We start from the raw sequence: 24,177 nt of genomic DNA on the forward strand, positions 1-24,177 counted from the left end.
ATTGTTAAGCCCGCTATGCTAGGGGCTCAGACAAGTGTAACCCAGCTCTCATAATCAAGAATCACTGTAACAACTAAACTCTCATCTGGCTCAGATTTTGATATAGTGATCGACTTTTCAAGTTGTTTTTATCATTAAAATTAACATGATAAGTTTTCAAGTAGCTAATAAAAACAAAACGCTGGCGCCTTTTGAGACAGCCCATTTAAGTCTCAGCCTTATTTAACGAATAAAGATAATCATGCTACCCATCAAAGATAGTTTAAAAAGAGAGATGATTGACTCACTAGGCCTAAAAACTCACCTTGTGCTTTTAGGCGTACCTATATTCTTACTGCTTACCTCTTGGGAAGGCTTACTCAATATCAGTGCCCCTTTCAACCTTGTTATGGTTGTCTGCATTTATCTGTTCGGGTATGCGCTGAGCTATTACTTTCATCAGTGTCGCCTAAATCGGCTCTGGAGCCACCTGCAACAGGTGATCCATCTTAATAATACGACCTTCGAGCTAGTGAATAGCGCCAACCAATATCAAGACGAGTCCAAGTTTTTAAATGCCTTATTAAACAAAGCCGTTAATGGGGTTCAAGCGGCCGAGATGGGTTCAATCATCAGAGTCATACCCGACACCGATGAACTTTATTTTGAGTCTACCATCGGTATCGATATCGAAAAGCTTAGAAAAATAAAGTTTAATCTTAGCCAGTCCTTCGAATATCGTTTTTCTAAAGGCATCTGCGATCGGGTCGTATTGATTGATAATATGGCCAATATTAATGGCCACAGCACACTCACACCTGAGGACCAAGCGGCACTACTAACCGCGCCACTATCACCGATAAAGTCGACGCTATCGAGCCCAATTCATATCGAAGGTAAACTTTATGGCATGCTTAACTTAGATAGCTCAAAGTTGAATGCCTTTAGTCATTACGATAGAAATCTCGCGGCGGTCTTGACCCATGAAGCAGCTAATGCCATCGCCCTTTATCAAAAGTCACGCCAAATTTATCAACTGGCAAACTTCGATAGCTTAACCGAACTCTATAATCGTCAACACTTTGAGTCCGCTGAAAAAGAGTGGAAAATCGATAGTACATTAGGCAGTTACTTAGTCATTTTAGACTTAGATAACTTAAAAACGATCAATGATGACGCGGGGCATCAGGCGGGAGACAAGGCGTTAAAATGTCTCGCCTCGGCGCTAAAGCAACAATGGCACCCAAAGCATCTTGTAGCACGTTATGGTGGGGATGAGTTTATCGCTCTGTGCCACGGCCCCTTATGCCAAATAGAGGCTGATCTTAACCGAGTTCAGCAAATTCTAGCAGCGCAGTACTCACAGGAGAAAACCGCAGGAAGGCAGGCTATTGAAGTTAAGTTTAGCTTTGGCATCGCTAGCTACAGCCGTGGTTGGAGTCAATGCTTTAAAATCGCCGATGACAACATGTATCAACAGAAACGGTACAAACAACGCGTATCGCTTAAAGAGTAAAGCCAACCAAAAAAAAGCCTCTACATTTGTAGAGGCTTTTTATCAGTCTTTTCAAAAAAGAGGTTTCTAGCCAAAGAATAGTCGCCATAGCCAAGAGGAATCTAAATCCTCCTGACACTGTCTGTACTGCGCAGCATAGCGCTTAGAGCGAGCATCGACCTTACCTGCCACCTTAATTAACCAGGCCTTCTGGTTGTATGTCTTGCGCTGGTATCCCCCCCAGCCTTCATGATAATTGAGGTATTGATTACGGGCATCCCACTTAGACACACCATTAATCTTGTGAGTCTTATAGATAAACCATCCCATAAAATCCATGGCATCATCGAAGTTACTGCGGCTCGACCAAGAGTTACCCGTCTCTCTCACGTAATCATCCCATGTCATGGTCTTGGCCTGAGCATAGCCATAGGCATCACTGGCACGTCCGATGGGAATAAAACCTAGAAAGTATTCCATTGGCGGCGCCGCATTATGTTTAAAGGAACTTTCTTGATACATCATGGCTAAGGGCACATGTACTGGGACCCCCCACTTCTCACGGGTATTTTTAGCGGCGCTATACCAAGAACGATTTTCGGTGTAGATCGAGCATAGGTTCTCGGGATCTTTTGGCGGAGGAGTTGCACACCCAGTCAACAGTGTTGCCAGAATAACAGTCGCAAATAATGCAGGCCATTTCATAAAAAACAGTACCAATAGACAATAATAGCAAAGCGTTAGTGTCACATTGATAGGCTAAAGATGCAATTAAGCGTTTAGGGAATTGTGTTATAAATCAACTAGGGGGAGAGATGGAACCAACCAGCTATAACTCTGGCGTAAATTCACAATCATGGGCTTCTTGTTGCCACACTTCAGGCTGCCAAAAGCCACTATCATTGCCCCGATACACCTTGTCGGTATTAAATTTTGCACCTATGTGATAGCGCTGATTATGCGCAACATTAATCGTAAGCTGTTTAGGCGTGCGGGCGCTAAGTTTGACTTTCAACTTGGGGGCATCAATTAACTCGGCAACCGTAAAGGTGTGCTCGCCGATACTCAAGCGGTAATTAGGCTGTGAAATAACAGGCTTGCCATCGAGATGGGTCACAACAACGCGGTAAACATCGGCCTCACGGTCAGGCTCCATATAGGTCGCAACAATACCACACTGGTTAGCGGTATCGGGTTGTGAAGCACAGCCCGATACTATCAATAGTAATGCAGTAATGCCGAGTACACTTTTGAAGCCCTGCATCATCGCAACTAAACCTTGAAGTAATCAGCTAAGTATTGCTCGAAACTGACACTAGGCTGCGCCTCAAGCTGAGCCTGTTTCTCAAGTGATTCAACAGCGTCTTTCTGGTATCGCTTATCGATATGCTCTGCTAGCGGATAAGCTTTCAACTGCTGATGATACTGCTCAGCAAGTTCCAGCACCCATTGACTGTGATCCAGCTGCTCATTCTTTAAGCCTTGCATGATTTTGCCAGACAGCGTCTCGTCAGGATTATCGACCGCCTTATGCCACTTAGCCAATGCGACTTGATAGTCATCACAGCCATCATCATCGAGTAGTTGTGCAATGGCCTTTAAGTCGGTGAATAAGTTCTCTAACCAGCTTGCAAGTGCAACCTGCTCACCGTTTCGCGCCAGCATGAGCCCCGGCTTACGTCCCTCTAATACTACTGACTTAAGGTTAGCTGCAATTTCGGCCTCTTCATCGGCATCCGATGCGTGCGATGGCTGCAGCAAACAATTCAACAAAAAGAGATCTAAGAAGCGGATCTGTGACTTTTCGATGCCAACAGCGCTATAAGGGTTAACATCTAACGCCCTCACTTCGATATATTCAACACCGGCACGGGCAAGTGACTCCGATGGCTTCTCATTGCCCTTAGCCACACGCTTTGCACGAATAGGAGAATAGAATTCATTTTCTATTTGTAAGATATTGTCATTCAACTGACGGTATTCACCATCCACCTTCACGCCAATTTTGGCAAAGTTTGCCGATGGCATATTGATCGCCGCTTGCATACCCGTTAAATAATCACTAAGACTGTTGTAACTGATATTTAAGTTATCTTGCTCTTGGTTGGTATAACCTAGGTCACTCATACGCAATGAGGTTGCATAAGGCAGGTACAAGGTGCCATTACCAATCACCTCAAATGGGAAATTACTGGTTTTGGGATCCTGAATAAAGGTGCTACACAGAGCTGGAGACGCCCCAAATAGATAGGGTAACACCCACACTAAACGGCGGTAGTTACGAATAAGGCCAAAATAAGACTCAGAAATAAATTCTTCTAAACTTAAAGATTTATCCGATAGCTCATACAAGCTGTCCCAGAGCTGATCCGAAACAGAAAAATTAAAATGCACACCTGAGATGATCTGCATCTGTGCGCCATATCGATAAGTTAAGCCCTTACGATATAAACGCTTCATTTGACCAGAGTTAGAGCTGCCGTAGTCGGCAATTGGAATATCAGCACCGTCGCCTAAATAGCAGGGCATACTCACAGGCCATAAACGCTGGCCATTGAGGTGACGCACGCTGTAGGCGTGGGTCTGAGTAAGATCGTCAACGAGTTCATCGATATCGTTAAAAACTGGCGTAATAAACTCAAGCAAGGATTCACTGTAATCTGTGGTGATCCGCGAATTCGTCAACGCAGAGCCCAATGCTTTAGGATGTTTATCCAACGCCAAATGACCCGACTTTTCAATTCTTAACGCTTCACGCTCAATGCCTCTCTGCATCGATTTTAGCGCTTGTCGACTTGCCGGATCCGACAACTTACCAACTAATTCATTGAAAGATTTCAATACATTATTCTCTAGTGCGTGACTCTAACCATATAGCTTGCCTGTTAGACCCGCTATAGCTTGCTTAAATTTCAAGTCGAACCAAATTCGCGTTTATTAACACCAGCCTAATAAACGATGAGATGGTGCCATAATCATGACACCATCTTTCAGATATATGGCCTAGCTGCGTCTTTTACAACTGTAAAATTTTAATTGGATAACCAAGTGTCGATAAATCAGACTCAATTTTAGCGCGATCACCTACAACTAAAATCACCATGTCATCAATACTCAACTGCTCTTTAGCCAATTTATTCAACTCATTACGGCTGATATTATTGGTGATAGCACTCTGCTGCTCACTAAAGTTATCGTCCAAATTATAGCGCTGAATATTACGCATTAAGCCTGCTTTTTGATATGGAGTCTCATAATCGAGTGCTTTTGACTGTGAGATCGAGCTCTTCATGAAGTCTAACTCTTTCTCTGTCATCCCCGATTCTTGAAATGCATTAATCTCTTTTATAAATTCAATTAACGCCTCTGTTGTCACATCACTGCGCACACTTGCCGTAGCTTGATAGAAGCCTTCCTCAGGGCCACCTGAGAAATAACTTCTCGCACCATAGGTATAACCTTTATCTTCACGCAGATTCAGGTTGATGCGACTGTTAAACGCGCCACCTAACGGGTAATTCATCAAATAAGACTTAAAGTACTCACCCGTGGCATCGAAGGGCAACGCACGCTTACCTATCTTTATCACTGACTGCGCCGCATCGGGCTTATCAAGGATAAAGATCTTACCACTTTGAAACTCTGGTAGCTTGGCAAGTTCAGGCAGTGGTGTTGCCGCCCCTTTCCAATTTTCGAGACCCGAAAGTTTACTCAACATCTGCGCTTCATTGAGGTTACCCACTGCGACAATTTGCGCATTCCCCGCCGTATACTGCTGCTTATAGAAAGCTTTAATATCATCGAGAGTGATTGCCGATATCGTGGCGAGCGAGCCACCACTACTGACACCAAATGGGCTCTTATCGCCATATAGCAAGCCACTAAATGCGGTATTTGCCAAGTAGTTTGGCTCAGTTAGCTCACGCTGCAAATGTTGCAGCTTTTGCTGTTTGACTCGCTCAAAATCAGCCGCCTTGAAACCAGGCTCAAATAGCTTTTCCTGCACAATCGCCATCGTCTTATCGAGATTGGCGGTTAATGACGAGATCTTCACCTGACTTTGATAACCGCTGGCACTAAAGCTCACGTTACTGCCCAGCATCTCAAGCGCCTGCGTGAGTTCTTCGGCGCTACGCTTCTGGCTCGACTCATTCATCATCGCAGCCGTCATGCCCGCTAGGCCTGCTTGGTTAACATCGAGTAATCGATGCCCACCGTTTAGATAGATCACTATCTCAACCGTCGGTGTCTCACTCGTTTCGGTGCCTATCACCTCGATATCATTGGCAAGTTTACCTTGCCAAAGCTCAGGCATGGTCAGCACGGGAGCGGGACCTGTTGCCGGAATAACACTTCTATCGAATGATGAAACAATCTGCGGCGCTGCAGCTAGCTCCTCTACTGCAACCTTAGCAACCTTCTCCACTGGTGCAACGAAATTATCGGCCTTAGCGATAAGCGCTGTTTGTCCCAGAGGCACAACACTCATCACCACCATCGGCTTATCTTTTATGTACTTATTAAATACCCGCATCACATCTTCTTTAGTGACATTGGCATAACGAGCCAGATCGAATCCAATCATATTCGGGTTATTAGAGAAGGTCTGGTTGAAGGCAAGGCTTGCGACCTTTCCTTGCACGCTTTGCAGACCAAAGATGGTTCCTGCCTCGAAATTAACCTTTACTTTCTCAAGATCGTCGTCTGTCACGCCGCGCTTCTCAAACTCTTTAATCGAGTCACGCATCGCCTGCTCGAGTTCAGCCAAGTTGCCGCCTCTTGCAGGGTTAGCTAATGCATACATAGAAAACTGACAGGCTAACTCTTGGCAAGGATGGCTTACCCCAGCTTGTACTGCGAGACCATCTTTAACTAAGTTTTTATAAAAAAGTGAGGTTTTACCACCACCTAAAATATTCGACAGTAGATCCAGTGCGGCTTCATCTTCATGACGGGCATAAACCGTCGGCATACCAATTCTAAGTAGGGGCAAATGCACCCGATCTTCCATCGACAGGTAACGAGTCTCATCGAGGGTCACTAACTCTTTTTTCGGTGCATCGACTTTAGGGCCTGATGGGATCTCACCAAAATACTTGTTCACCCACGCGAGTGTTTGCATCTCATCGAAGTCACCGCCTATGGTTAAGGTGGCGTTATTTGGACCATACCAGCGTTGAAAGAAATGCTTAACGTCTTCCACATCGGCACGATTTAGATCCTCTGGCCAACCGATAACTGGCCAAGAGTATGGATGCCCCTGAGGATAAAATGCTTGATTAAAGCGCTCTCCCATACGTCCATAAGGACGATTATCAATCCGCTGTGCACGCTCATTCTTAACCGTCTCACGCTGGACTTCAAACTTCTCTTCGGTCAATGCGGGGAGGAAGAAGCCCATGCGGTCAGATTCCAGCCACAGCATTTTCTCAAGCTGATTATTAGGTACGGTTTCAAAGTAATTGGTTCGGTCAGTATTGGTGGTGCCGTTTAACGTCCCCCCCGCTTCGGTGACCATCTTAAAATGTTGCTCATCACCGACGTTTTGTGAACCTTGGAACATCATATGTTCAAAAAGGTGAGCAAAACCGGAGCGCCCTTCTAGCTCTCGGCCTGAACCAACGTGATAGGTCACATCAACATGGACTAAAGGATCGGAGTGATCTTCGTGCAAGATGACAGTTAAGCCATTGGCCAACTGGTATTTACGGTAAGGGATCCCCACCTGTTCGCCACTGAAACTAACTGTTTCTAGTAACGTAACTCCTTGCGGCAAAGAGGTTTCACTCTGTTGCTGTCCTGCGCAACCCATTAATGCAGCACTAACGGCTACAGCTAATATCCATTTCTTCAATGACTTTCTCCTTTATCCAACTGCTAACTTGTCTAACATTAGCCATGTTGTTGATTATTCCAGCTAGTATTACCTACAACAGATAAAACAACCAGCACTGAAACCTGAATTAATTTGCAATCAAACCTGTGGTTTTTTATAACAATAAACCACAAGTAAACGTGATTACTATCGACTATCTCGGTTTGAAGTAAGTTCCTTAGCTTGTGAATTAATAGATTTTTTTACACTTCCACAGCCAACAACCCTACAATGTTGCAACACGGTTAAAAATTAAAGTTATTAAAACATTCTCTCTTATCACAATAAGTTATAACCAAATGGGTTTGTGATGCAAGTGTGTCTATCTATAGAATGAACAGCAATTAAATAAGTAATTGGTAACAATTGCCTAAAACTAATACTGGAGTGAACAAAGATTCACCCGTAAAGTAACTTGATAAAAATTAAATAATTGGAATTCGATAATGTGGCAAGCGATTAAAAACATCCCATTTTGGCAGAAGGTTTTAGCGGCCTTTATATTGGGCGCTGGTGTGGGTGTCATTTTCGGTGAGTCGGCAACGGTATTAAAGCCACTTGGCGATCTATTTATCAGTGCGATTAAGATGTTAGTTGCACCACTAATTTTCTGTGCCATCGTTGTCAGTATCACCTCTTTAGGCTCTGAAGTGAGCCTAAAACGATTAAGCTTTAAAACCTTAGCCATGTTTATGCTGACTGGCACTATCGCATCGCTTATCGGACTAACCATAGGCTCAGTAATCGATATGGGCGGCTCGATGGAGCTAGCCGCTACAGAAGTTCGCGAGCGCAATGTACCCGGTTTCGCTCAAGTGTTACTCGATATGATCCCTGTGAATCCATTCGCCTCTCTTGCTGAGGGAAAGGTGCTGCAGATCATCATCTTCGCTGCGCTAGTGGGTATCGCAATCAATAAGGTAGGCGAAAAAGCACAGCCACTTAAGCGCACTATCGAAGCGGGTGCAGAGGTAATGTTCCAGCTCACTCGCATGGTACTGCAACTTACCCCTATCGGTGTATTTGGTCTAATGGCTTGGGTTGTTGGTGAGTACGGTCTTTCAACACTACTGCCACTGGGTAAGTTTATTGGTGCTATTTACCTTGCAGCCCTTATCCATATCATCTTTGTTTACGGCGGCTTGATTAAGTTTGCCGCTAAGCTAAGCCCTGTGCAATTTTTCCGTAAAGCTGTACCTGCACAAATCGTGGCATTTACCACAGCATCAAGCTTTGGCACCCTGCCAGCAAGTACCCGTTGTACAGAGTCGATGGGAGTATCTAAGCGTTATGGTGCATTCGTGCTGCCGCTGGGTGCGACCATGAATATGGATGGTTGTGGCGGTATTTACCCTGCAATTGCGGCTATCTTTATCGCACAGATCTACGGTATCCCGTTGGATATGACTGACTATATGTTGATTGCAGTAACAGCAACGGTTGCTTCTGTCGGTACGGCGGGCGTCCCCGGTAGTGCCATGGTGATGCTAACCGTCACCTTAGGCGTTGTCGGCTTGCCACTTGAGGGCATCGCATTTATCGCTGCAGTTGACCGTATTATCGATATGATCCGCACCGCGACTAACGTCACTGGCGATATGATGACTGCGGTAGTCATCGGCAAGTCAGAAGGCCAACTAGATGAGGCGCAGTTTTATACTCAGGAGAATGGCACACTAGAGCAGGCCAGAAGCTAAACACCGTCATTTACTGAATAAAAAGGCCGCAATTGCGGCCTTTTTAATTTATACTTTTCAATATTATACTGGGTAACTAGGTTATTTAAGGAGTGGCTGGATATGACAAAACTCTTCATTCTTCCAATACTGCTTTCACTGGCATGGGCGCTTTTTCTTAACTATAACGGTGTACCATTAAAGCAGGGAAAGACGGGGTTTCTCTATATCATCGGCATCAGCCTGACCATAATTTTTGCCCTTACCTTTTTACTTTGGTTAACTGCGGGTCAAAATGTTCGTAATTAATAAAACAAACTTCAGCACGAGCAATTTTAGCTAAAACAGATTGAGTTAAGTAAGCGCATACGAAATACCAATGGGCTTAACATAGTATGTTAAGCCCATTGCCAATTAACGCTACTATTGGCTTTTTCCTGTCAATGTTAATAGTGGAGAGTACAAATCTGGCCGCCTATCCCTAAATAGTCCCCAGCTATAACGTGCAAGCCGAGTTGCTTGAAGATCGATCTCTGCATAGATAACCTCCTCATGATCACGACTCGCTTCTGCTAGTAACTCTCCCGTGTGATCAGTGATAAAAGAGGATCCATAAAATCGTGTTTCAACTCCATCATCGGTTTCAACACCCGTACGGTTAGCCGCAATCACTGGTACTAAATTTGCGGCGGCATGACCTTGCATAGTACGCTGCCAATGTCCTTTTGAATCTAGACTTGGATCTTGAGGCTCTGAACCAATAGCGGTGGGATAGAATATTGCCTCGGCCCCCGCCAGAGTCAGACTGCGAGCTAACTCAGGAAACCATTGGTCCCAGCAGATCCCCGCCCCAAATCGACCGTAGCGGGTGTCCCACACTTTAAATCCTGTATCACCCGGGCTAAAGTAGTACTTCTCACTATAACCAGGCCCATCGGGAATATGCGACTTACGATAATTATCTAAAATCGAGCCGTCAGCATCTATCATCACCAATGAATTAAAGAAGTTATTGCCCGACTTTTCGAAGTAACTAATAGGTAAAACCACTTGTAAAGATTTTGCCAAATTACTCATTTTTTTTTGGATTAAGCTGCTACTCTCCAACTCAGTTGCTAATTCAAAATATTTGGCATTTTGTTGCTTACAAAAGTAAGGTGCAGCGAATAACTCCTGAAGCAGGATGACTTGCGCACCATTAGCTGCGGCCTCTTTTATCTTTTCAGTTGCCTTAGAAAGATTATGTTCAAGGTCCCAATTAATGGTGAGTTGGATAGCTGCAAACTTGACAGGTTTTGACATGCAAAGCCCCTTTTCTTTAATCATAATAATATGGTGCGAGCTACAAAGAGGGCTCAAAGTGAACCCTTCAATCGGAAGGTGTTAACGGTTATTGGCCTGTCTTGACACGAGTCCACATGCGATTCATTGCCCGTTCAAACTTCAGACTACGTCCCTTATCAGCGAAAAGGTTATTTAAAGTTTTTTCATCGGGATAAATGCCTGGATGGGAGGTAATTTCGCTATCGATATATTGCTGAGAGTCTGCATTTGCATTGGCATACCAGACGTAATTTGAGATCTCAGCAATAACCTTAGGCTCTAGAATGTGATCCAAAAAAGCATAGGCCGCATCAACATTTTTAGAGTCAACAGTGATATTAAAGGTATCTGCCCAACCTTGTGCCCCCTCTTTTGGGATCACATAGTCGACATTTACCCCATTGTTAGCCTCAAGGGCTCTATTTGCAGCCATAAACACATCACCACTCCATCCCATAGCTAAACAGATATTGCCACTTGCAAGGTCGGTAACGTAAGAAGAACTATGAAAGTAGGTAATATAAGGGCGTATAGCCAAAAGCCGTTCCTCAACCAAGGCGAGATCCTCTAAACTCTGTGAATTGGGATCCTTACCTAGATACTTCAGCATGGCACTCACGACTTCGCTTGGCGCGTCAACCATGGCTACACCACACTCGGTAAACTTTGAAACCATATCGGCTTGAAATAGAAGGTCCCAGGTATTGACGGGAGTATCTCCTATTATTTCAGCGGCGTTATCTGTGTTATAACCAATACCCGTTGTGCCCCACATGTACGGAACGGCATACTTATTACCTTCATCAAAAGAATTAACGATGTTCAAGACCTTAGGATCGAGGTGATGATAGTTCTTCAAACGACTCTTATCTAAAGGCTGAAATACTCCAACCTTAATCTGTCGCTGTAGAAATGAGCCTGAAGACACCACAAGATCGTAGCCCGTCTTTCCCAGTAATAGTTTGGTTTCAGCAAGTTCTTGGGAATCATAAACATCGTAATTCACTTTAATCCCAGTTTTTGCTTCAAATGAGGCAATTGCTGCGTCACTTATATAATCTGACCAGTTATAAATATTCAGGGTGCCCTGTGCCGATACCGAGCCCGTAAATAGTGCTAATGTCATTAATAACATTTTAGATTGGTTATTCATCTTGTCTCCCCCTATCCTGATATGGTTTTGTTCACACGTTGATATGCTTTATGAGGTAATACCTGCATACTGGGGCTGAGTTATACAGGCAACATTACCTCCCCCCAGTAAAATTTCACGGGCATTTTGAATAGCGATAACCTTATGCTTGGGAAAAAGCTCTCGTAATATCGCTTGAGCAGGCTCGTCCATAGGATCGTCGTAAGCGGGAACCATGATCACCGAGTTTCCTACGTAGTAATTGATATAAGAAGCGCAGATTTTAGTGCCTACAACACGGCTATGGGTCCCCTTCGCCACGTCCAGTCCCGAGGCTTCTTCCTCCGTCCATTCCAATGCCTTAGGTTGAGGCATTTTATGGATCTTAATCTTTCGCCCCCTAGCATCGGTGCTCCGACTTAAGATCTCATACGCTTCTTGATAAATTTCATACTGTGGGTCGCTGCTATCATCAGTCCACTGCAGCAATAACTCTCCTGGTGCAATCCAACAAGCAAGGTCATCGATATGACCGTCAGTCTCATCGAACTTGCAGCCACGGGGTAACCAAATGATTTTTTCTACTCCCATGTAATCTCTTAGTTCCTGCTCAACTGCCGCCTTACCAAGATGACCATTTCGGTTAACGTTCAACAAGCATTGTTCGGTAGTAAGTAAAGTGCCTTGGCCATCGCATTGAATCCCCCCCATTTCCGCAATGAGCGATGAGCGATAACGGTCAAGGTTTTCTATTTCTAGGATTTTCTGCGCAATTTTCTCATCTTTATCCCAAGGAAAATAAAGGCCACCATTTAAACCGCCGTAAGCGTTGAACGCCCAGTCTGTGCCTCTAACGTCACCTTTATCATTGACGAGAAAAGCACATGCAGAATCCCTAAACCATGCGTCATTAGTGCTCATCTCCACGACTCGAACCGTTTCAGGCAACATATTGCGTGCATTCTCATACTGGGACTGAGACACACACACTGTCACCTGCTCACTCGAGGCAATAGCGGTGCAGATCTCAACCCAAACTTTCTGAGCTGGTTTAGCGCCATTGCGCCAAACATCGCTGCGCTCAGGCCAACCTAACCAACAGCCCTTTTTAGGTTCAAATTCGCCAGGCATTCGAAAACCGTCTTCTCGTGGAGTGGAGCTTAATGTTCGTGACATAGACCTAACCTTGTGTTTATTTGATTTGATATATCCAAACCTAACGAGATAAAAATGGAGGGTCTACTGAGAAAAGTTATCTAGATTGGTTAGCTTTATTCACAAGTAATAGCTGTATTTACTTATTAATCGTAAAACCATAGAGAAAAACTCACCTTATGACGCTAACGGCAAGTAAAGTGATTTAATAGCAATTAGTATAAAGATTTGCTCACTGAGCGAGAGATTAGTAGTGATGAGGCAAGCTAAAGCTAGCGCAGATTTACCAACTAATTCGAAGAGGATTCTGTGCTGAACTTATTATTGATTTGAGTCAGTAGCCAGTTGATAAAAGTCATGAGTTTTACATCACCTTTTTTTCGCTTTTCAGCAACTAAATAATAGTTACCTAACGAGGGAACACTTTGTTCAAAAGGCCTAACCAACTTGCCACTTTCTAGCTCTGTACTCGCAGTAAAATTATCACCGATTGCCACCCCATACCCCGCAATTGCAGCCTCTAGAGACAATCCCGCATGAGCAAAGTTTAAGTTTTGTGGCGTATTTAAGATATGTGGCGCATGGGCTCCAAGCCAAGTCGCCCAAGTCTTACCATCTTGATCGTCGTGTAATAGACGCTGCGCACTTAAATCTAAAGGTAGAGCCCCCTCTTGTTTTGCATCTAAGCCCGAATTTTTATCGAGCTGGAGCAGCTTGGGGCTACACACAGGAAAAAACTCCATCTCTTTAATCGGTGTAACCCAGTAACGATTCCAGTCGGCATCACCGGCACCGTAGATAATCGAAAGATCTGCCTGAGGATTGATGTTCGTTTCATCGCTTGTGTGAACTAATAGACTGACATCGATTGAAGGGTAACGGATTGCAAAATCACCGATCTGTTTTATCAGCCACTTAGAGGAGAGTTCTGGAGGAGCTGAAATAACTAAACGACCACTTAACCCTGGCTCAACTGCTTTTTCACAGGCTTGGCCTATGATATCGAAAGCCTCCTGTATTGCCGGTAATAAGTTGGCCCCCGACTGAGTCAACTTGGCGTTACGTCCCTGCTTCTCAAACAATTTAATCCCTAAAGCATCTTCTAATGTCTTCACTTGATGACTAATCGCGCTGTGGGTAACGCAGAGTTCATCGGCAGCACGAGAAAAATGCTCATGCCTAGCTGCAGACTCAAATGCTCTCAAAGGATTTAACGGCGGAAGACGTCGCATAAGCTAATAATCTTGTTGGTGAAATAAGTAACTAAATTAGACTATGTCAGAACAAATAAAATTAACAGCGACAATTGATCATGACCAAATAAAAATCCCGCATCAGAATACTGAATACGGGATCATACCAACTAACCAAGTACAGCCAGTAAAACACCTGCTGCGACCGCACTGCCTAATACCCCGGCTACGTTTGGTCCCATAGCGTGCATCAACAAGAAGTTTTGGTTATTAGCTTCAAGACCGACCTTATTCACCACTCGCGCCGCCATAGGTACGGCAGAGACACCTGCAGCTCCAAGCAGTGGATTGATCTTACCGCCTGAAAGCTTGCTCATCAGCTTGGCCATTAACACACCCGCTGCAGTACCAATAGAGAAGGCAACAGCACCAAGAACCAAGATCCCTAAGGTTTCCATTTGCAGAAACTGTTCAGCAGAGAGCTTTGAACCTACAGCAAGACCTAAGAAAATAGTCACTATGTTGATAAGCTCATTCTGGGCAGTGCTCGATAACCTATCGACCACACCCGACTCTTTCATCAAGTTACCTAGGCAGAACATACCCACCAGTGGAGTGGCTGCAGGCAGGAACAAGATGGTTAAACCTAACACCATCATAGGAAAGATGATCTTTTCCTTCTTGCTCACCTCACGCAGCTGCTCCATCTTAATTTTGCGCTCAGACTCTGTTGTCAGCAAACGCATAATCGGTGGCTGGATCAGTGGTACCAATGCCATATAAGAATAAGCGGCTACCGCAATGGCTCCGAGCAAGTCTGGCGCTAACTTAGACGCCAAGAAGATGGCCGTTGGTCCATCTGCACCACCAATGATGGCAATAGCCGCCGCATCGGTCATTGAGAACTCAAAGCCTGGCACCCAGTTAAGTGCAATCGCGCCGATTAAGGTGGCGAAAATACCAAACTGAGCCGCAGCACCAAGCAACAACATCTTAGGGTTAGCGATGAGCGCGCCAAAGTCTGTTAGTGCACCGACCCCCATAAAGATGAGCAAGGGAAATACACCTGTTTCAATGCCAACATAGTAAGCAAAATAGAGCAGGCCCCCTTCCTCAGTAAATCCACCATTAGGGATGTTAGCCAATATAGCCCCAAAGCCAATCGGTAACAGCAGTAATGGCTCAAACTTCTTTGCGATTGCTAAATATAATAACAAGCAACCTACACCCATCATTAGCACTTGGCCTGAGGTAAAGTTGGCAATGCCAGACTCAGACCAAAACGCGATTAATCCTTCCATGATGACCCCTAAGCTAATGCCAACAATTGGCTACCCGCTGCTACAGCGTCACCTTCTTTAACCCAAACCTTAGAGATTACTCCATCGGCCTCAGCACGAACTTCGGTTTCCATCTTCATCGCTTCGAGGATTATCACCACATCCCCCTCTTTAACACTATCGCCAGGCGATACATGTACTTTAAAGATATTGCCTGACAGAGGCGCATTCTGCTCATGCTTAACCGCAGACAGATCCACCACAGGTGCCGCTTGTACAGGAGCAGTAAACGGCACCACATTTTCAGTAGGTGTGATCTGGCTGATATCGCCACCTTCGGCAACCTCAACCACAAAGCTCTGTCCTTGAACGGTAACCGTATAAGTTTCTGGCCCCTGCTTATTGGCTGCTGCAATCTCCGCTTGTTTAGCCTGCTCTAGTGCTTTAGCAGCCACTTCCGGCTTTGGTTCAAACGCATCGGGGTTATTGCGATTACTAAGGAATTTAAGGCCAATCTGTGGAAATAGCGCATAGGTCAGAACGTCATCATCGAGCTCTTCAGCCAGCGTAATGCCCTCAGCGGCGGCTTTCTCTTTTAGCTCTAAGCGTAATTTCTCTAACTCAGATTCGAGCAGATCTGCTGGACGGCAGGTAATCGCTTCGCGACCAGCGAGAACTCGCTGCTGCAGTTCAGTATTTACAGGGGCTGGAGTCGCACCATATTCGCCTTTGAGTACCCCTTCGGTTTCTTTGGTAAGCGACTTATAACGCTCGCCTGTCAGTACGTTAATCACTGATTGGGTGCCGACAATTTGTGACGTTGGTGTCACTAATGGTAAGAAACCTAAGTCTTCACGTACACGAGGGATCTCCTCAAGCACTAGGTCTAACTTATCTGCAGCGCCCTGCTCTTTAAGCTGGCTCTCCATGTTAGTAAGCATGCCACCTGGCACTTGAGCACGAAGAATGCGTGAATCGATGCCTTTTAGCTCGCCTTCGAAAGCTGCATACTTCTTACGAACGGTTCTAAAATAGGCCGCGATCTCTTCTAGCAACGCCATATCATAGCCCGTTGCTCTTTCGGTGCCCTCTACCATAGCAACCAAGGTTTCTGTTGCGCTGTGACCATATGTCTGACTCATTGAAGAGATTGCCGTATCGAGCACATCGATGCCTGCTTCAATAGCTTTTTGATAGGTTGCCGTGCTCAGACCTGTGGTCGCATGACAATGTAGAGACAAAACTAGGTCAGTTTGTGATTTGATCTGGCTGATCAGTTCGAATGCTTCAAACGGCTTTAAAAGCCCAGCCATATCTTTAATGCATAATGAGTGACAGCCCATATCTTCGATACGCTTAGCCATGTCGACCCAAGTATCTAAATTATGTACAGGGCTAGTAGTATAAGACAATGTGCCTTGCGCATGTCCGCCAACATCAATGACAGATTTAACTGCGGTTTCGAGGTTACGAACATCGTTCATGGCATCAAATACCCTGAATACATCGACGCCATTAGTATGTGCCCGCTCAACAAAACGGTGAACTAAATCATCAGCGTAATGGCGATAACCTAATAGGTTTTGGCCACGTAGCAACATCTGTTGGGGTGTATTTGGCATCACCTTCTTCAATTCACGAATGCGCTCCCAAGGATCTTCACCCAAATAACGAATACAGGAATCAAATGTCGCGCCGCCCCACGATTCAATAGACCATAGGCCGACTTTATCCAGTAGTGGCGCTATAGGTAACATATCTTCGGTACGCAAACGAGTAGCGAGAATAGATTGGTGTGCGTCCCTTAAGGCGACATCAGTTAAAGCCAATGGCTTGCTCATACAAAAACTCCCTACTTTTATTATGCTTTTTTACGGTGCTGATGAATTGCAGCAGTAATTACCGCGGCCATTAACGGGCTCACGGCGGATTGACTCGATTGCGGTTGACTATCAGTAACAGGGCTATCGCACTTAGGCGTAGGCCCAAACTGTCGAGCAACCAATTTCATCACAACAATAAGAATACTGAGAAAAACAAATACTAGTGACATGCCTAGTATCATGATCCCCAATGCGTCATATAACTGCTCAGATATTGAAGCCATCTCTTCCTCTCATTGGTATGAAGTTGTGAATATAATTGAAACTTTAGAAATAAATATTCACTACTTATTCACACACTATGCAATTTATTCCATTCATTTCAGGTACAGGTTTACTGTCAAAGGGCTAGTACCGACTTTAACAATAACTAATTTATAACAAAGTAGCGAACCAGTTGTAAATTGGTCATACCATAAAAACAATTATTAACTGGCAACGACTATTAAAAATACATTAAAACAAGGCTAAAACTGAACATACGATAATGAACAGAGTTAAACAGCGACTATTTCAAATTTAACAGCCTATTTACGGAAAAATGAATTCAGAAAAAAGAACAGATATTGCCAAAACAAACCGAAATGAAATTTTATGCAATCCTCAACATGGGTTTCTGGCATGGTTTTTAGGCAACGTCTGTGAACATAGAACTGTAGTTATGAATAAGAAGACCGTCACATGCCAGCGCAAGAGAAAGACACTGAAGGTACTGTTGAACATGATAAGAGACGAAAAGAGATAGATGTTATACAAGCCGTTTAAAACGCAGTATTAGAGCGAGTATAAACCAAGAGCAGCAGCGTCAGATCGACTTATAACCTATTCATCTGGGTTGTCATATGAGAAGTGTTGGGGGCGAGAGAAGTCGTAACTCCTACACAGCTTGAGTAAATCACAGGTACAAAAAAACCGCACTAGGTGCGGTTTTTTTGTATGAATGGCGGAGAAGGAGGGATTCGAACCCTCGATGGGAGTTAAAGCCCATACTCCCTTAGCAGGGGAGCGCCTTCGGCCACTCGGCCACCTCTCCGGCAAAACATGGTGCGCGTGGGAGGATTCGAACCTCCGACCGCCTGGTTCGTAGCCAGGTACTCTATCCAGCTGAGCTACACGCGCAAACTCGGTACAATCTAAATCTAACAGGTTTTATATGGTGCGGATGGGAGGATTCGAACCTCCGACCGCCTGGTTCGTAGCCAGGTACTCTATCCAGCTGAGCTACATCCGCTCATATAAAACTTTCACAATCATTCTGAGGACAAAAAACCGCAACATAGTTGCGGTTTTTTGTTCGAATGATGGCGGAGAAGGAGGGATTCGAACCCTCGATGGGAGTTAAAGCCCATACTCCCTTAGCAGGGGAGCGCCTTCGGCCACTCGGCCACCTCTCCGTCAAAACATGGTGCGCGTGGGAGGATTCGAACCTCCGACCGCCTGGTTCGTAGCCAGGTACTCTATCCAGCTGAGCTACACGCGCAAAATTCGGTACTATTTCATATGGTGCGGATGGGAGGATTCGAACCTCCGACCGCCTGGTTCGTAGCCAGGTACTCTATCCAGCTGAGCTACATCCGCTCATATAAAATATCTGCGGTAAACTGATTCTATGGTGCGGATGGGAGGATTCGAACCTCCGACCGCCTGGTTCGTAGCCAGGTACTCTATCCAGCTGAGCTACATCCGCGCATATAGAATGTTTACTGCTATAAATGATTTAATGGTGCGGATGGGAGGATTCGAACCTCCGACCGCCTGGTTCGTAGCCAGGTACTCTATCCAGCTGAGCTACATCCGCTCATCAAAACATTTATCACATCAATAGAAATGGTGCGGATGGGAGGATTCGAACCTCCGACCGCCTGGTTCGTAGCCAGGTACTCTATCCAGCTGAGCTACATCCGCATCGTTGTCTATTGTAAGAAATGGCGGAGAAGGAGGGATTCGAACCCTCGATGGGAGTTAAAGCCCATACTCCCTTAGCAGGGGAGCGCCTTCGGCCACTCGGCCACCTCTCCGTTTCTTGGCGCACATATTACTGTCTGCCGAAAATAAGTCAAACCCTTTTTAAGAAACCATTTCCGTTTGAGCTGTTTTTAAGCATCTTGTCTGCATAACAGTCTAACCTGCCGCTTAAAGCCGTTTATTTCAGCATATTATTTAGGATTAAATAACTCCAGATAATAGTAAAGCCAGTTATTTACTGGTTTTTTATTGGTGCTCAATGAGGCTTAAGTGACCCATTCTGCTCAAAAGTTACCGCCATCTAGAAGCGTACCTGACTTTTTAGGCTGAATAGGCAGGCAAATCTCATCATCATAGTAGAGAAACTTCTGCTTTGGGAATGAATGCTGAAACACAACTCAAAAATCTATTCACACCGGCGCCTAAAACCCAAAAATAAAAAAGCCAGTTAAAAACTGGCTTCTAAAATTCTTAAGTGATCCATTCAGATCAAAAGTTACCGCCTTCTGACGGCGTACCTGACTTTTCAGACTGAATGCGCTGGTAAATCTCTTCACGATGTACAGAGACTTCTTTAGGTGCATTTACACCAATTCTTACTTGGTTACCTTTAACGCCTAATACAGTGACAGTTACTTCGTCACCAATCATCAGTGTTTCACCAACACGACGAGTCAATATTAGCATTACTTGCTCCTTTAGTTCCTAGTTCTGCTTTATACGGCATAATTCCGTTATATTTGTATTATAAGGTTAGCTTAGTACAAATTAACAGTATTCTATTAGAAAAGCGTCAAATAATTACACCTTTTTTCGTATTAAATCACAGTTATTTGCCTGAAACCTTTTTAACCATATTAAGAATGATCTTTACTTGATAACTGCAGTATCAAGCATTGACATTAAACTAACATGAAAGCGTATATTCCCCAAACCTGACGCCACATTGTCGATACTTTAATCAAACAAATAGCCATTTTCTTGGTGTTGCTTTATCCCTTTGATGATATTTTCGGCTAGCTAATGAAGTTCTATGGTGAAGTAAAACTACAACTAAAGATACAGCGCCCTCTTCTCTTAAAACTAACCATTTTGTTTATTTCATAAAAAAACGCCCATCAAGGGCGTTTTTTTATCTGTTTATCACTAATGCTTAAGCAAGCTTAGCTGAGATCCATGGAATAACTTGCTCTAAGGCACCATCAAGGTTCTCTGGTTGGCTACCGCCAGCTTGAGCCATATCAGGACGTCCACCACCTTTACCGCCAACTTGCGCTGCGATAGAAGCAACCAACTCACCGGCTTTAACCTTGCCTGTAAGATCTTTCGTGACGCCAGCTATCAGATTCACTTTAGCATCACCCGCAATCGCTAGTACCACAATACCAGACTGTAGCTTCTGCTTAAGCTCATCTTGCAAACCGCGTAGTGCGCCCGCATCAACGCCCTCTAACTTCTTCACAAGGACTTTAACGCCATTAACGTCAACGGCGTCTCCTGCAAGATCTGCACTGGTCGCTGCAGCCAACTTATCTTTTAACTGAGATAACTCTTTTTCAAGTAACTTAGTCTTATCAAGCTGAGCTTTTAGCTTAGCCACGACTGAAGCGCTATCGCCTTTCAATAGTGCAGCCGCTTCTTCAAGCTGTGCTTGCTGCTTGGCAACATAAGCCATCGCCGCTGCGCCTGTTACCGCCTCAATACGACGTACGCCTGCTGCGATACCGCCCTCAGAAGTGATCTTAAATAAACCTATATCACCAGTACGGCCTACGTGAGTACCACCACATAGTTCGATAGAGAAATCACCCATAGTGACCACACGTACTTCTGAATCGTATTTTTCACCAAATAGCGCCATCGCGCCTTTCTCTTTGGCGGTTTCGATATCCATCACTTCTGCTGTCAGTTCGTGGTTACGGCGAATTTGGGTATTCACTAACTCTTCTACTTCTTTTAGCTCGCTGGCTTTAACGCCTTCAAAGTGAGAGAAGTCAAAACGTAGACGCTCAGGATCAACCAAAGAACCTTTCTGAGTCACATGTGTCCCCAACACTTGGCGAAGCGCCGCATGAAGAAGGTGAGTCACCGAGTGGTTTAGTTCTGTTCTATGGCGAAGTTTCTTATCTACATTCGCAGTCAATGCTTGGCCAGCTTTGATTTCACCTGTGACCACGCGTCCGATATGACCAATCGCTTGACCATACTTCTGTGTGTCAGTTACAGCAAACTCAATACCATCGGCTATCAGTACACCTTTGTCGCCACACTGACCGCCTGACTCACCATAAAATGGTGTGCTATCCAGAACGATAACCGCTTCTTCGCCAGCAGCGATAGACTCAATAGCTTCGCCCGCTTTATAAATTGCAGTCACAGCAGCCTTGTTGTTCAGCTCGGTGTAACCGGTAAAGCTGCTTTGCTCGTCAATCTTAAGACCTTCGTTATAGTCGGTATCGAATTGACCCGCAGCTTGTGCACGCTTACGCTGTTCCGCCATAGCGGCTTCAAAACCCGCCTCATCAACTGTAATATCACGCTCACGACAAACGTCAGCAGTTAAATCGACAGGGAAGCCATAGGTGTCGTAAAGCTTAAATGCTGTTTCGCCGTCTAACACTTTGCTTGTTAGTTCATTTAGCGCCGCATCTAAAATACCTAGGCCGCGTTCTAATGTACGAGCAAATTGCTCCTCTTCCGCTTTTAGTGACTTCTCAACGATAGCCTGAGTCTCTTGCAAGCCTTTAGCAGCATCGCCCATCACTTCAATCAAAGTTGGCACTAATTTATAGAAGAAGCTATCGGTTGCACCAAGCTTGTTACCGTGACGCACCGCGCGGCGGATAATACGACGAAGTACATATCCACGACCTTCATTAGAAGGCATCACACCGTCAGCCACTAAGAATGCGCACGAGCGAATGTGGTCTGCAATCACGCGCAAAGATTTATTTTCAAGATCCGTCACACCAAGAATAGATGCCGTCTTCTTAATCAAAGCTTGGAAAATATCGATTTCGTAGTTTGAGTGTACGCCCTGCATAATCGCTGCAATACGCTCAATACCCATACCCGTATCAACCGATGGCTTGGGTAGTGGCTTCATTTCACCGTCAGCTTGACGGTTGTACTGCATAAATACGATGTTCCAGATCTCGATAAAACGGTCACCATCTTCTTCAGGCGTACCAGGACGTCCACCCCAGATATGATCGCCGTGATCGTAGAAGATCTCTGTACAAGGACCACATGGGCCTGTATCACCCATCTGCCAGAAGTTATCAGAGGCATATGGTGCACCTTTGTTGTCACCAATGCGGATAACATTTTCTGCTGCGACACCAATTTTTTGAGTCCAAAGGTCAAACGCTTCGTCATCGGTTTCATAGATAGTGACGCAAAGACGCTCTTTCGGTAGCTTTAGCTCTTCAGTAAGGAAAGTCCAAGCGAAACGAATCGCATCTTCTTTAAAGTAATCACCAAAGCTGAAGTTACCCAACATTTCAAAGAAAGTATGATGACGTGCAGTGTAGCCAACGTTGTCTAAGTCATTGTGCTTTCCGCCCGCACGAACGCAGCGCTGTGAAGAGGTTGCTCTTGTGTAATTACGCTTATCAGCCCCCAAAAACACATCTTTAAACTGGTTCATACCCGCATTGGTAAACAGTAGAGTCGGATCGTTCCCTGGAACGAGTGAGCTACTATCAACGACCTGGTGACCATTTGTGCGGAAATATTCCAAAAAAGCACTTCGCAGTGCTGCAGTGGTTTGATACATGAAACCGTCCTGAATTAGGTTGAGCAAATAGCCCTAAAGAGCTGAGTGATAAATTTTTATGGATAGCATTATAAGCAGAGTAATGCCCAACAACCAGCCCTGTTGATGCAAAACTGCGTGAGGAGCATAAATTAACAGCCTAAAACGCGATAGCGGCTAACTGAGGGATATTAAATAGTGGCTTACTATTGGAGAAAAGCTGATGAATTTAGGCTATACAGCGCTTTGAACGAAAAAGAACTAATGTTATTGCGCGACAGCTCTAAGCAAGCTAGAAGTGAGAGTTTAAGCAGAAGGATTTAAGGTAAGTGCTTTTCGAGGATTGCGAGATAGCAGACGAAGTCGTCTGCTATCTAACGGGCAAGCTTAAAATACTTCGCCAGTCTCTAAGTCGATGTTATCGCCAGCGGTATCAGCAGGTTCTGCACTCACCTTCTCACCATTGCCTAATAGCATAGCGCGTAGTGTCGTTTCGATTTCGTCTGACACTGCAGGGTTTTCGATTAGGTATTTACCAGCATTTGCACGGCCTTGACCAATCTTGTCACCTTTGTAGCTATACCAAGCACCAGACTTTTCGATTAGCTTGTGCTGTACACCTAGGTCAACTAGTTCACCCGTGCTGTTGATACCTTGTCCATAAAGGATCTGGAACTCAGCTTGTTTGAACGGAGCGGCGATCTTGTTCTTAACCACTTTTACGCGAGTCTCGTTACCGATCACTTCTTCTCTATCTTTAATCGCACCTGTACGGCGGATATCTAGACGAACAGAAGCGTAGAACTTAAGTGCATTACCACCAGTAGTAGTCTCTGGGTTACCGAACATAACACCAATCTTCATACGAATCTGGTTGATGAAAATAAGCAGTGTATTTGACTGCTTAAGGTTACCCGCAAGCTTACGCATTGCTTGGCTCATCATACGCGCCGCAAGACCCATGTGAGAATCACCAATCTCGCCTTCAATTTCAGCCTTTGGTGTCAATGCTGCAACCGAGTCAACGATAATCACGTCTACTGCGCCGCTTCGAGTCAGTGCGTCACAAATCTCAAGCGCCTGCTCACCCGTATCAGGCTGTGAACATAATAGGTTATCGATATCTACACCTAGCTTTTGAGCGTAGATAGGATCAAGTGCATGCTCAGCATCGATAAAGGCACAGGTCTTACCCTGCTTTTGCGCTGCAGCGATAACTTCAAGAGTTAACGTTGTTTTACCTGAAGATTCTGGACCATAGATCTCAACGATACGACCCATAGGTAAGCCGCCTGCACCTAACGCCACGTCCAAAGCTAATGAGCCAGTAGAAATCGTTTCTACGTCCATTGAACGGTCTTCGCCTAACTTCATGATTGAGCCTTTACCAAACTGCTTCTCAATCTGTCCTAAAACGGCGTTCAATGCTTTCTCTTTATTTGGATCTATCTTCATTCCTAATAT

The 24,177-nt window shown here is 44.8% G+C and carries 17 protein-coding genes and 10 tRNA genes; 3 read left to right on the forward strand and 24 right to left on the reverse strand.

The features are described 5' to 3' along the window. Positions 1 to 274 precede the first annotated feature (274 nt). The gene (locus tag L1D44_RS11700) at positions 275 to 1,495 is read left to right on the forward strand and encodes a sensor domain-containing diguanylate cyclase (protein ID WP_239890822.1); all 1,221 of its coding nucleotides are present in this window, start codon (positions 275 to 277) and stop codon (positions 1,493 to 1,495) included. A gap of 66 nt (positions 1,496 to 1,561) precedes the next feature. On the opposite strand, the gene L1D44_RS11705 is transcribed toward L1D44_RS11700, so the two are convergent. The 4 genes from L1D44_RS11705 to L1D44_RS11720 form a co-directional block, all read right to left on the reverse strand. After that, on the reverse strand, positions 1,562 to 2,179 hold the full coding sequence (locus L1D44_RS11705) for a hypothetical protein (protein ID WP_220768366.1): 618 nt from the start codon (positions 2,177 to 2,179) through the stop codon (positions 1,562 to 1,564). 124 nt (positions 2,180 to 2,303) lie between these two features. Beyond that, positions 2,304 to 2,738, reverse strand: a complete 435-nt coding sequence (locus tag L1D44_RS11710) for a hypothetical protein (RefSeq protein WP_239890923.1) — start codon at positions 2,736 to 2,738, stop codon at positions 2,304 to 2,306. An 8-nt stretch (positions 2,739 to 2,746) separates the two neighbouring features. Further along, the gene (gene gshA / locus L1D44_RS11715) at positions 2,747 to 4,315 is read right to left on the reverse strand and encodes a glutamate--cysteine ligase (RefSeq protein WP_239890824.1); all 1,569 of its coding nucleotides are present in this window, start codon (positions 4,313 to 4,315) and stop codon (positions 2,747 to 2,749) included. A gap of 175 nt (positions 4,316 to 4,490) precedes the next feature. Next, positions 4,491 to 7,328 (reverse strand): pitrilysin family protein, encoded by a 2,838-nt coding sequence (locus tag L1D44_RS11720; protein WP_239890826.1) that lies wholly within the window; start codon positions 7,326 to 7,328, stop codon positions 4,491 to 4,493. 464 nt (positions 7,329 to 7,792) lie between these two features. On the opposite strand from L1D44_RS11720, the gene L1D44_RS11725 reads away from it, so the two are divergent. Then, positions 7,793 to 9,046 (forward strand): dicarboxylate/amino acid:cation symporter, encoded by a 1,254-nt coding sequence (locus L1D44_RS11725; RefSeq protein WP_220768383.1) that lies wholly within the window; start codon positions 7,793 to 7,795, stop codon positions 9,044 to 9,046. A 102-nt stretch (positions 9,047 to 9,148) separates the two neighbouring features. Beyond that, positions 9,149 to 9,334, forward strand: a complete 186-nt coding sequence (locus tag L1D44_RS11730) for a hypothetical protein (protein ID WP_220768363.1) — start codon at positions 9,149 to 9,151, stop codon at positions 9,332 to 9,334. A gap of 114 nt (positions 9,335 to 9,448) precedes the next feature. Here L1D44_RS11730 and aguB read toward each other — a convergent pair whose 3' ends face one another. From aguB to recA, 20 genes are all read right to left on the reverse strand, one after another. Further along, positions 9,449 to 10,327 (reverse strand): N-carbamoylputrescine amidase, encoded by an 879-nt coding sequence (gene aguB, locus L1D44_RS11735; RefSeq protein WP_239890828.1) that lies wholly within the window; start codon positions 10,325 to 10,327, stop codon positions 9,449 to 9,451. A gap of 88 nt (positions 10,328 to 10,415) precedes the next feature. Then, positions 10,416 to 11,501 carry a polyamine ABC transporter substrate-binding protein gene (locus tag L1D44_RS11740; protein WP_239890830.1) on the reverse strand — a complete coding sequence of 362 codons (1,086 nt, stop codon included), beginning with the start codon at positions 11,499 to 11,501 and terminating at the stop codon, positions 10,416 to 10,418. Positions 11,502 to 11,549: 48 nt separating this feature from the next. Next, a complete protein-coding gene (gene aguA, locus L1D44_RS11745; RefSeq protein WP_239890832.1) occupies positions 11,550 to 12,656 on the reverse strand; it encodes an agmatine deiminase in 1,107 nt (368 codons plus the stop codon). Positions 12,657 to 12,925: 269 nt separating this feature from the next. Continuing rightward, on the reverse strand, positions 12,926 to 13,867 hold the full coding sequence (locus tag L1D44_RS11750) for a LysR substrate-binding domain-containing protein (protein ID WP_239890835.1): 942 nt from the start codon (positions 13,865 to 13,867) through the stop codon (positions 12,926 to 12,928). A 131-nt stretch (positions 13,868 to 13,998) separates the two neighbouring features. After that, complete coding sequence (locus L1D44_RS11755; RefSeq protein ID WP_220768358.1) at positions 13,999 to 15,129, reverse strand: sodium ion-translocating decarboxylase subunit beta; 1,131 nt, start codon at positions 15,127 to 15,129, stop codon at positions 13,999 to 14,001. A gap of 8 nt (positions 15,130 to 15,137) precedes the next feature. Then, positions 15,138 to 16,949: a sodium-extruding oxaloacetate decarboxylase subunit alpha gene (gene oadA / locus L1D44_RS11760; protein ID WP_220768357.1), complete on the reverse strand. Its 1,812-nt coding sequence runs from the start codon at positions 16,947 to 16,949 to the stop codon at positions 15,138 to 15,140. Between the two features lie 20 nt (positions 16,950 to 16,969). Beyond that, the gene (locus tag L1D44_RS11765; protein ID WP_220768356.1) at positions 16,970 to 17,215 is read right to left on the reverse strand and encodes an OadG family transporter subunit; all 246 of its coding nucleotides are present in this window, start codon (positions 17,213 to 17,215) and stop codon (positions 16,970 to 16,972) included. A 717-nt stretch (positions 17,216 to 17,932) separates the two neighbouring features. Beyond that, positions 17,933 to 18,024: transfer RNA gene (locus L1D44_RS11770), tRNA-Ser, on the reverse strand. 9 nt (positions 18,025 to 18,033) lie between these two features. Then, a tRNA-Arg gene (locus L1D44_RS11775) sits at positions 18,034 to 18,110 on the reverse strand. 35 nt (positions 18,111 to 18,145) lie between these two features. Continuing rightward, positions 18,146 to 18,222 (reverse strand) — tRNA-Arg (locus tag L1D44_RS11780). A gap of 71 nt (positions 18,223 to 18,293) precedes the next feature. Continuing rightward, positions 18,294 to 18,385 (reverse strand) — tRNA-Ser (locus L1D44_RS11785). Positions 18,386 to 18,394: 9 nt separating this feature from the next. Continuing rightward, a tRNA-Arg gene (locus tag L1D44_RS11790) sits at positions 18,395 to 18,471 on the reverse strand. Between the two features lie 21 nt (positions 18,472 to 18,492). Further along, a tRNA-Arg gene (locus L1D44_RS11795) sits at positions 18,493 to 18,569 on the reverse strand. 32 nt (positions 18,570 to 18,601) lie between these two features. Further along, positions 18,602 to 18,678: transfer RNA gene (locus tag L1D44_RS11800), tRNA-Arg, on the reverse strand. Between the two features lie 34 nt (positions 18,679 to 18,712). After that, positions 18,713 to 18,789: transfer RNA gene (locus L1D44_RS11805), tRNA-Arg, on the reverse strand. Positions 18,790 to 18,819: 30 nt separating this feature from the next. Then, positions 18,820 to 18,896, reverse strand: a tRNA-Arg gene (locus L1D44_RS11810). A gap of 21 nt (positions 18,897 to 18,917) precedes the next feature. Next, positions 18,918 to 19,009, reverse strand: a tRNA-Ser gene (locus tag L1D44_RS11815). Positions 19,010 to 19,445: 436 nt separating this feature from the next. Then, the gene (csrA, locus tag L1D44_RS11820; protein ID WP_006082602.1) at positions 19,446 to 19,643 is read right to left on the reverse strand and encodes a carbon storage regulator CsrA; all 198 of its coding nucleotides are present in this window, start codon (positions 19,641 to 19,643) and stop codon (positions 19,446 to 19,448) included. A gap of 466 nt (positions 19,644 to 20,109) precedes the next feature. Next, positions 20,110 to 22,734, reverse strand: coding sequence for an alanine--tRNA ligase (gene alaS, locus L1D44_RS11825; RefSeq protein WP_239890837.1), 2,625 nt, complete (start codon positions 22,732 to 22,734; stop codon positions 20,110 to 20,112). 366 nt (positions 22,735 to 23,100) lie between these two features. Then, the gene (recA, locus tag L1D44_RS11830) at positions 23,101 to 24,168 is read right to left on the reverse strand and encodes a recombinase RecA (RefSeq protein WP_220768354.1); all 1,068 of its coding nucleotides are present in this window, start codon (positions 24,166 to 24,168) and stop codon (positions 23,101 to 23,103) included. Positions 24,169 to 24,177: the final 9 nt, after the last annotated feature.

The sequence above is a fragment of the Shewanella sp. Isolate13 genome (assembly GCF_022398325.1).
Lineage (GTDB): Bacteria > Pseudomonadota > Gammaproteobacteria > Enterobacterales > Shewanellaceae > Shewanella.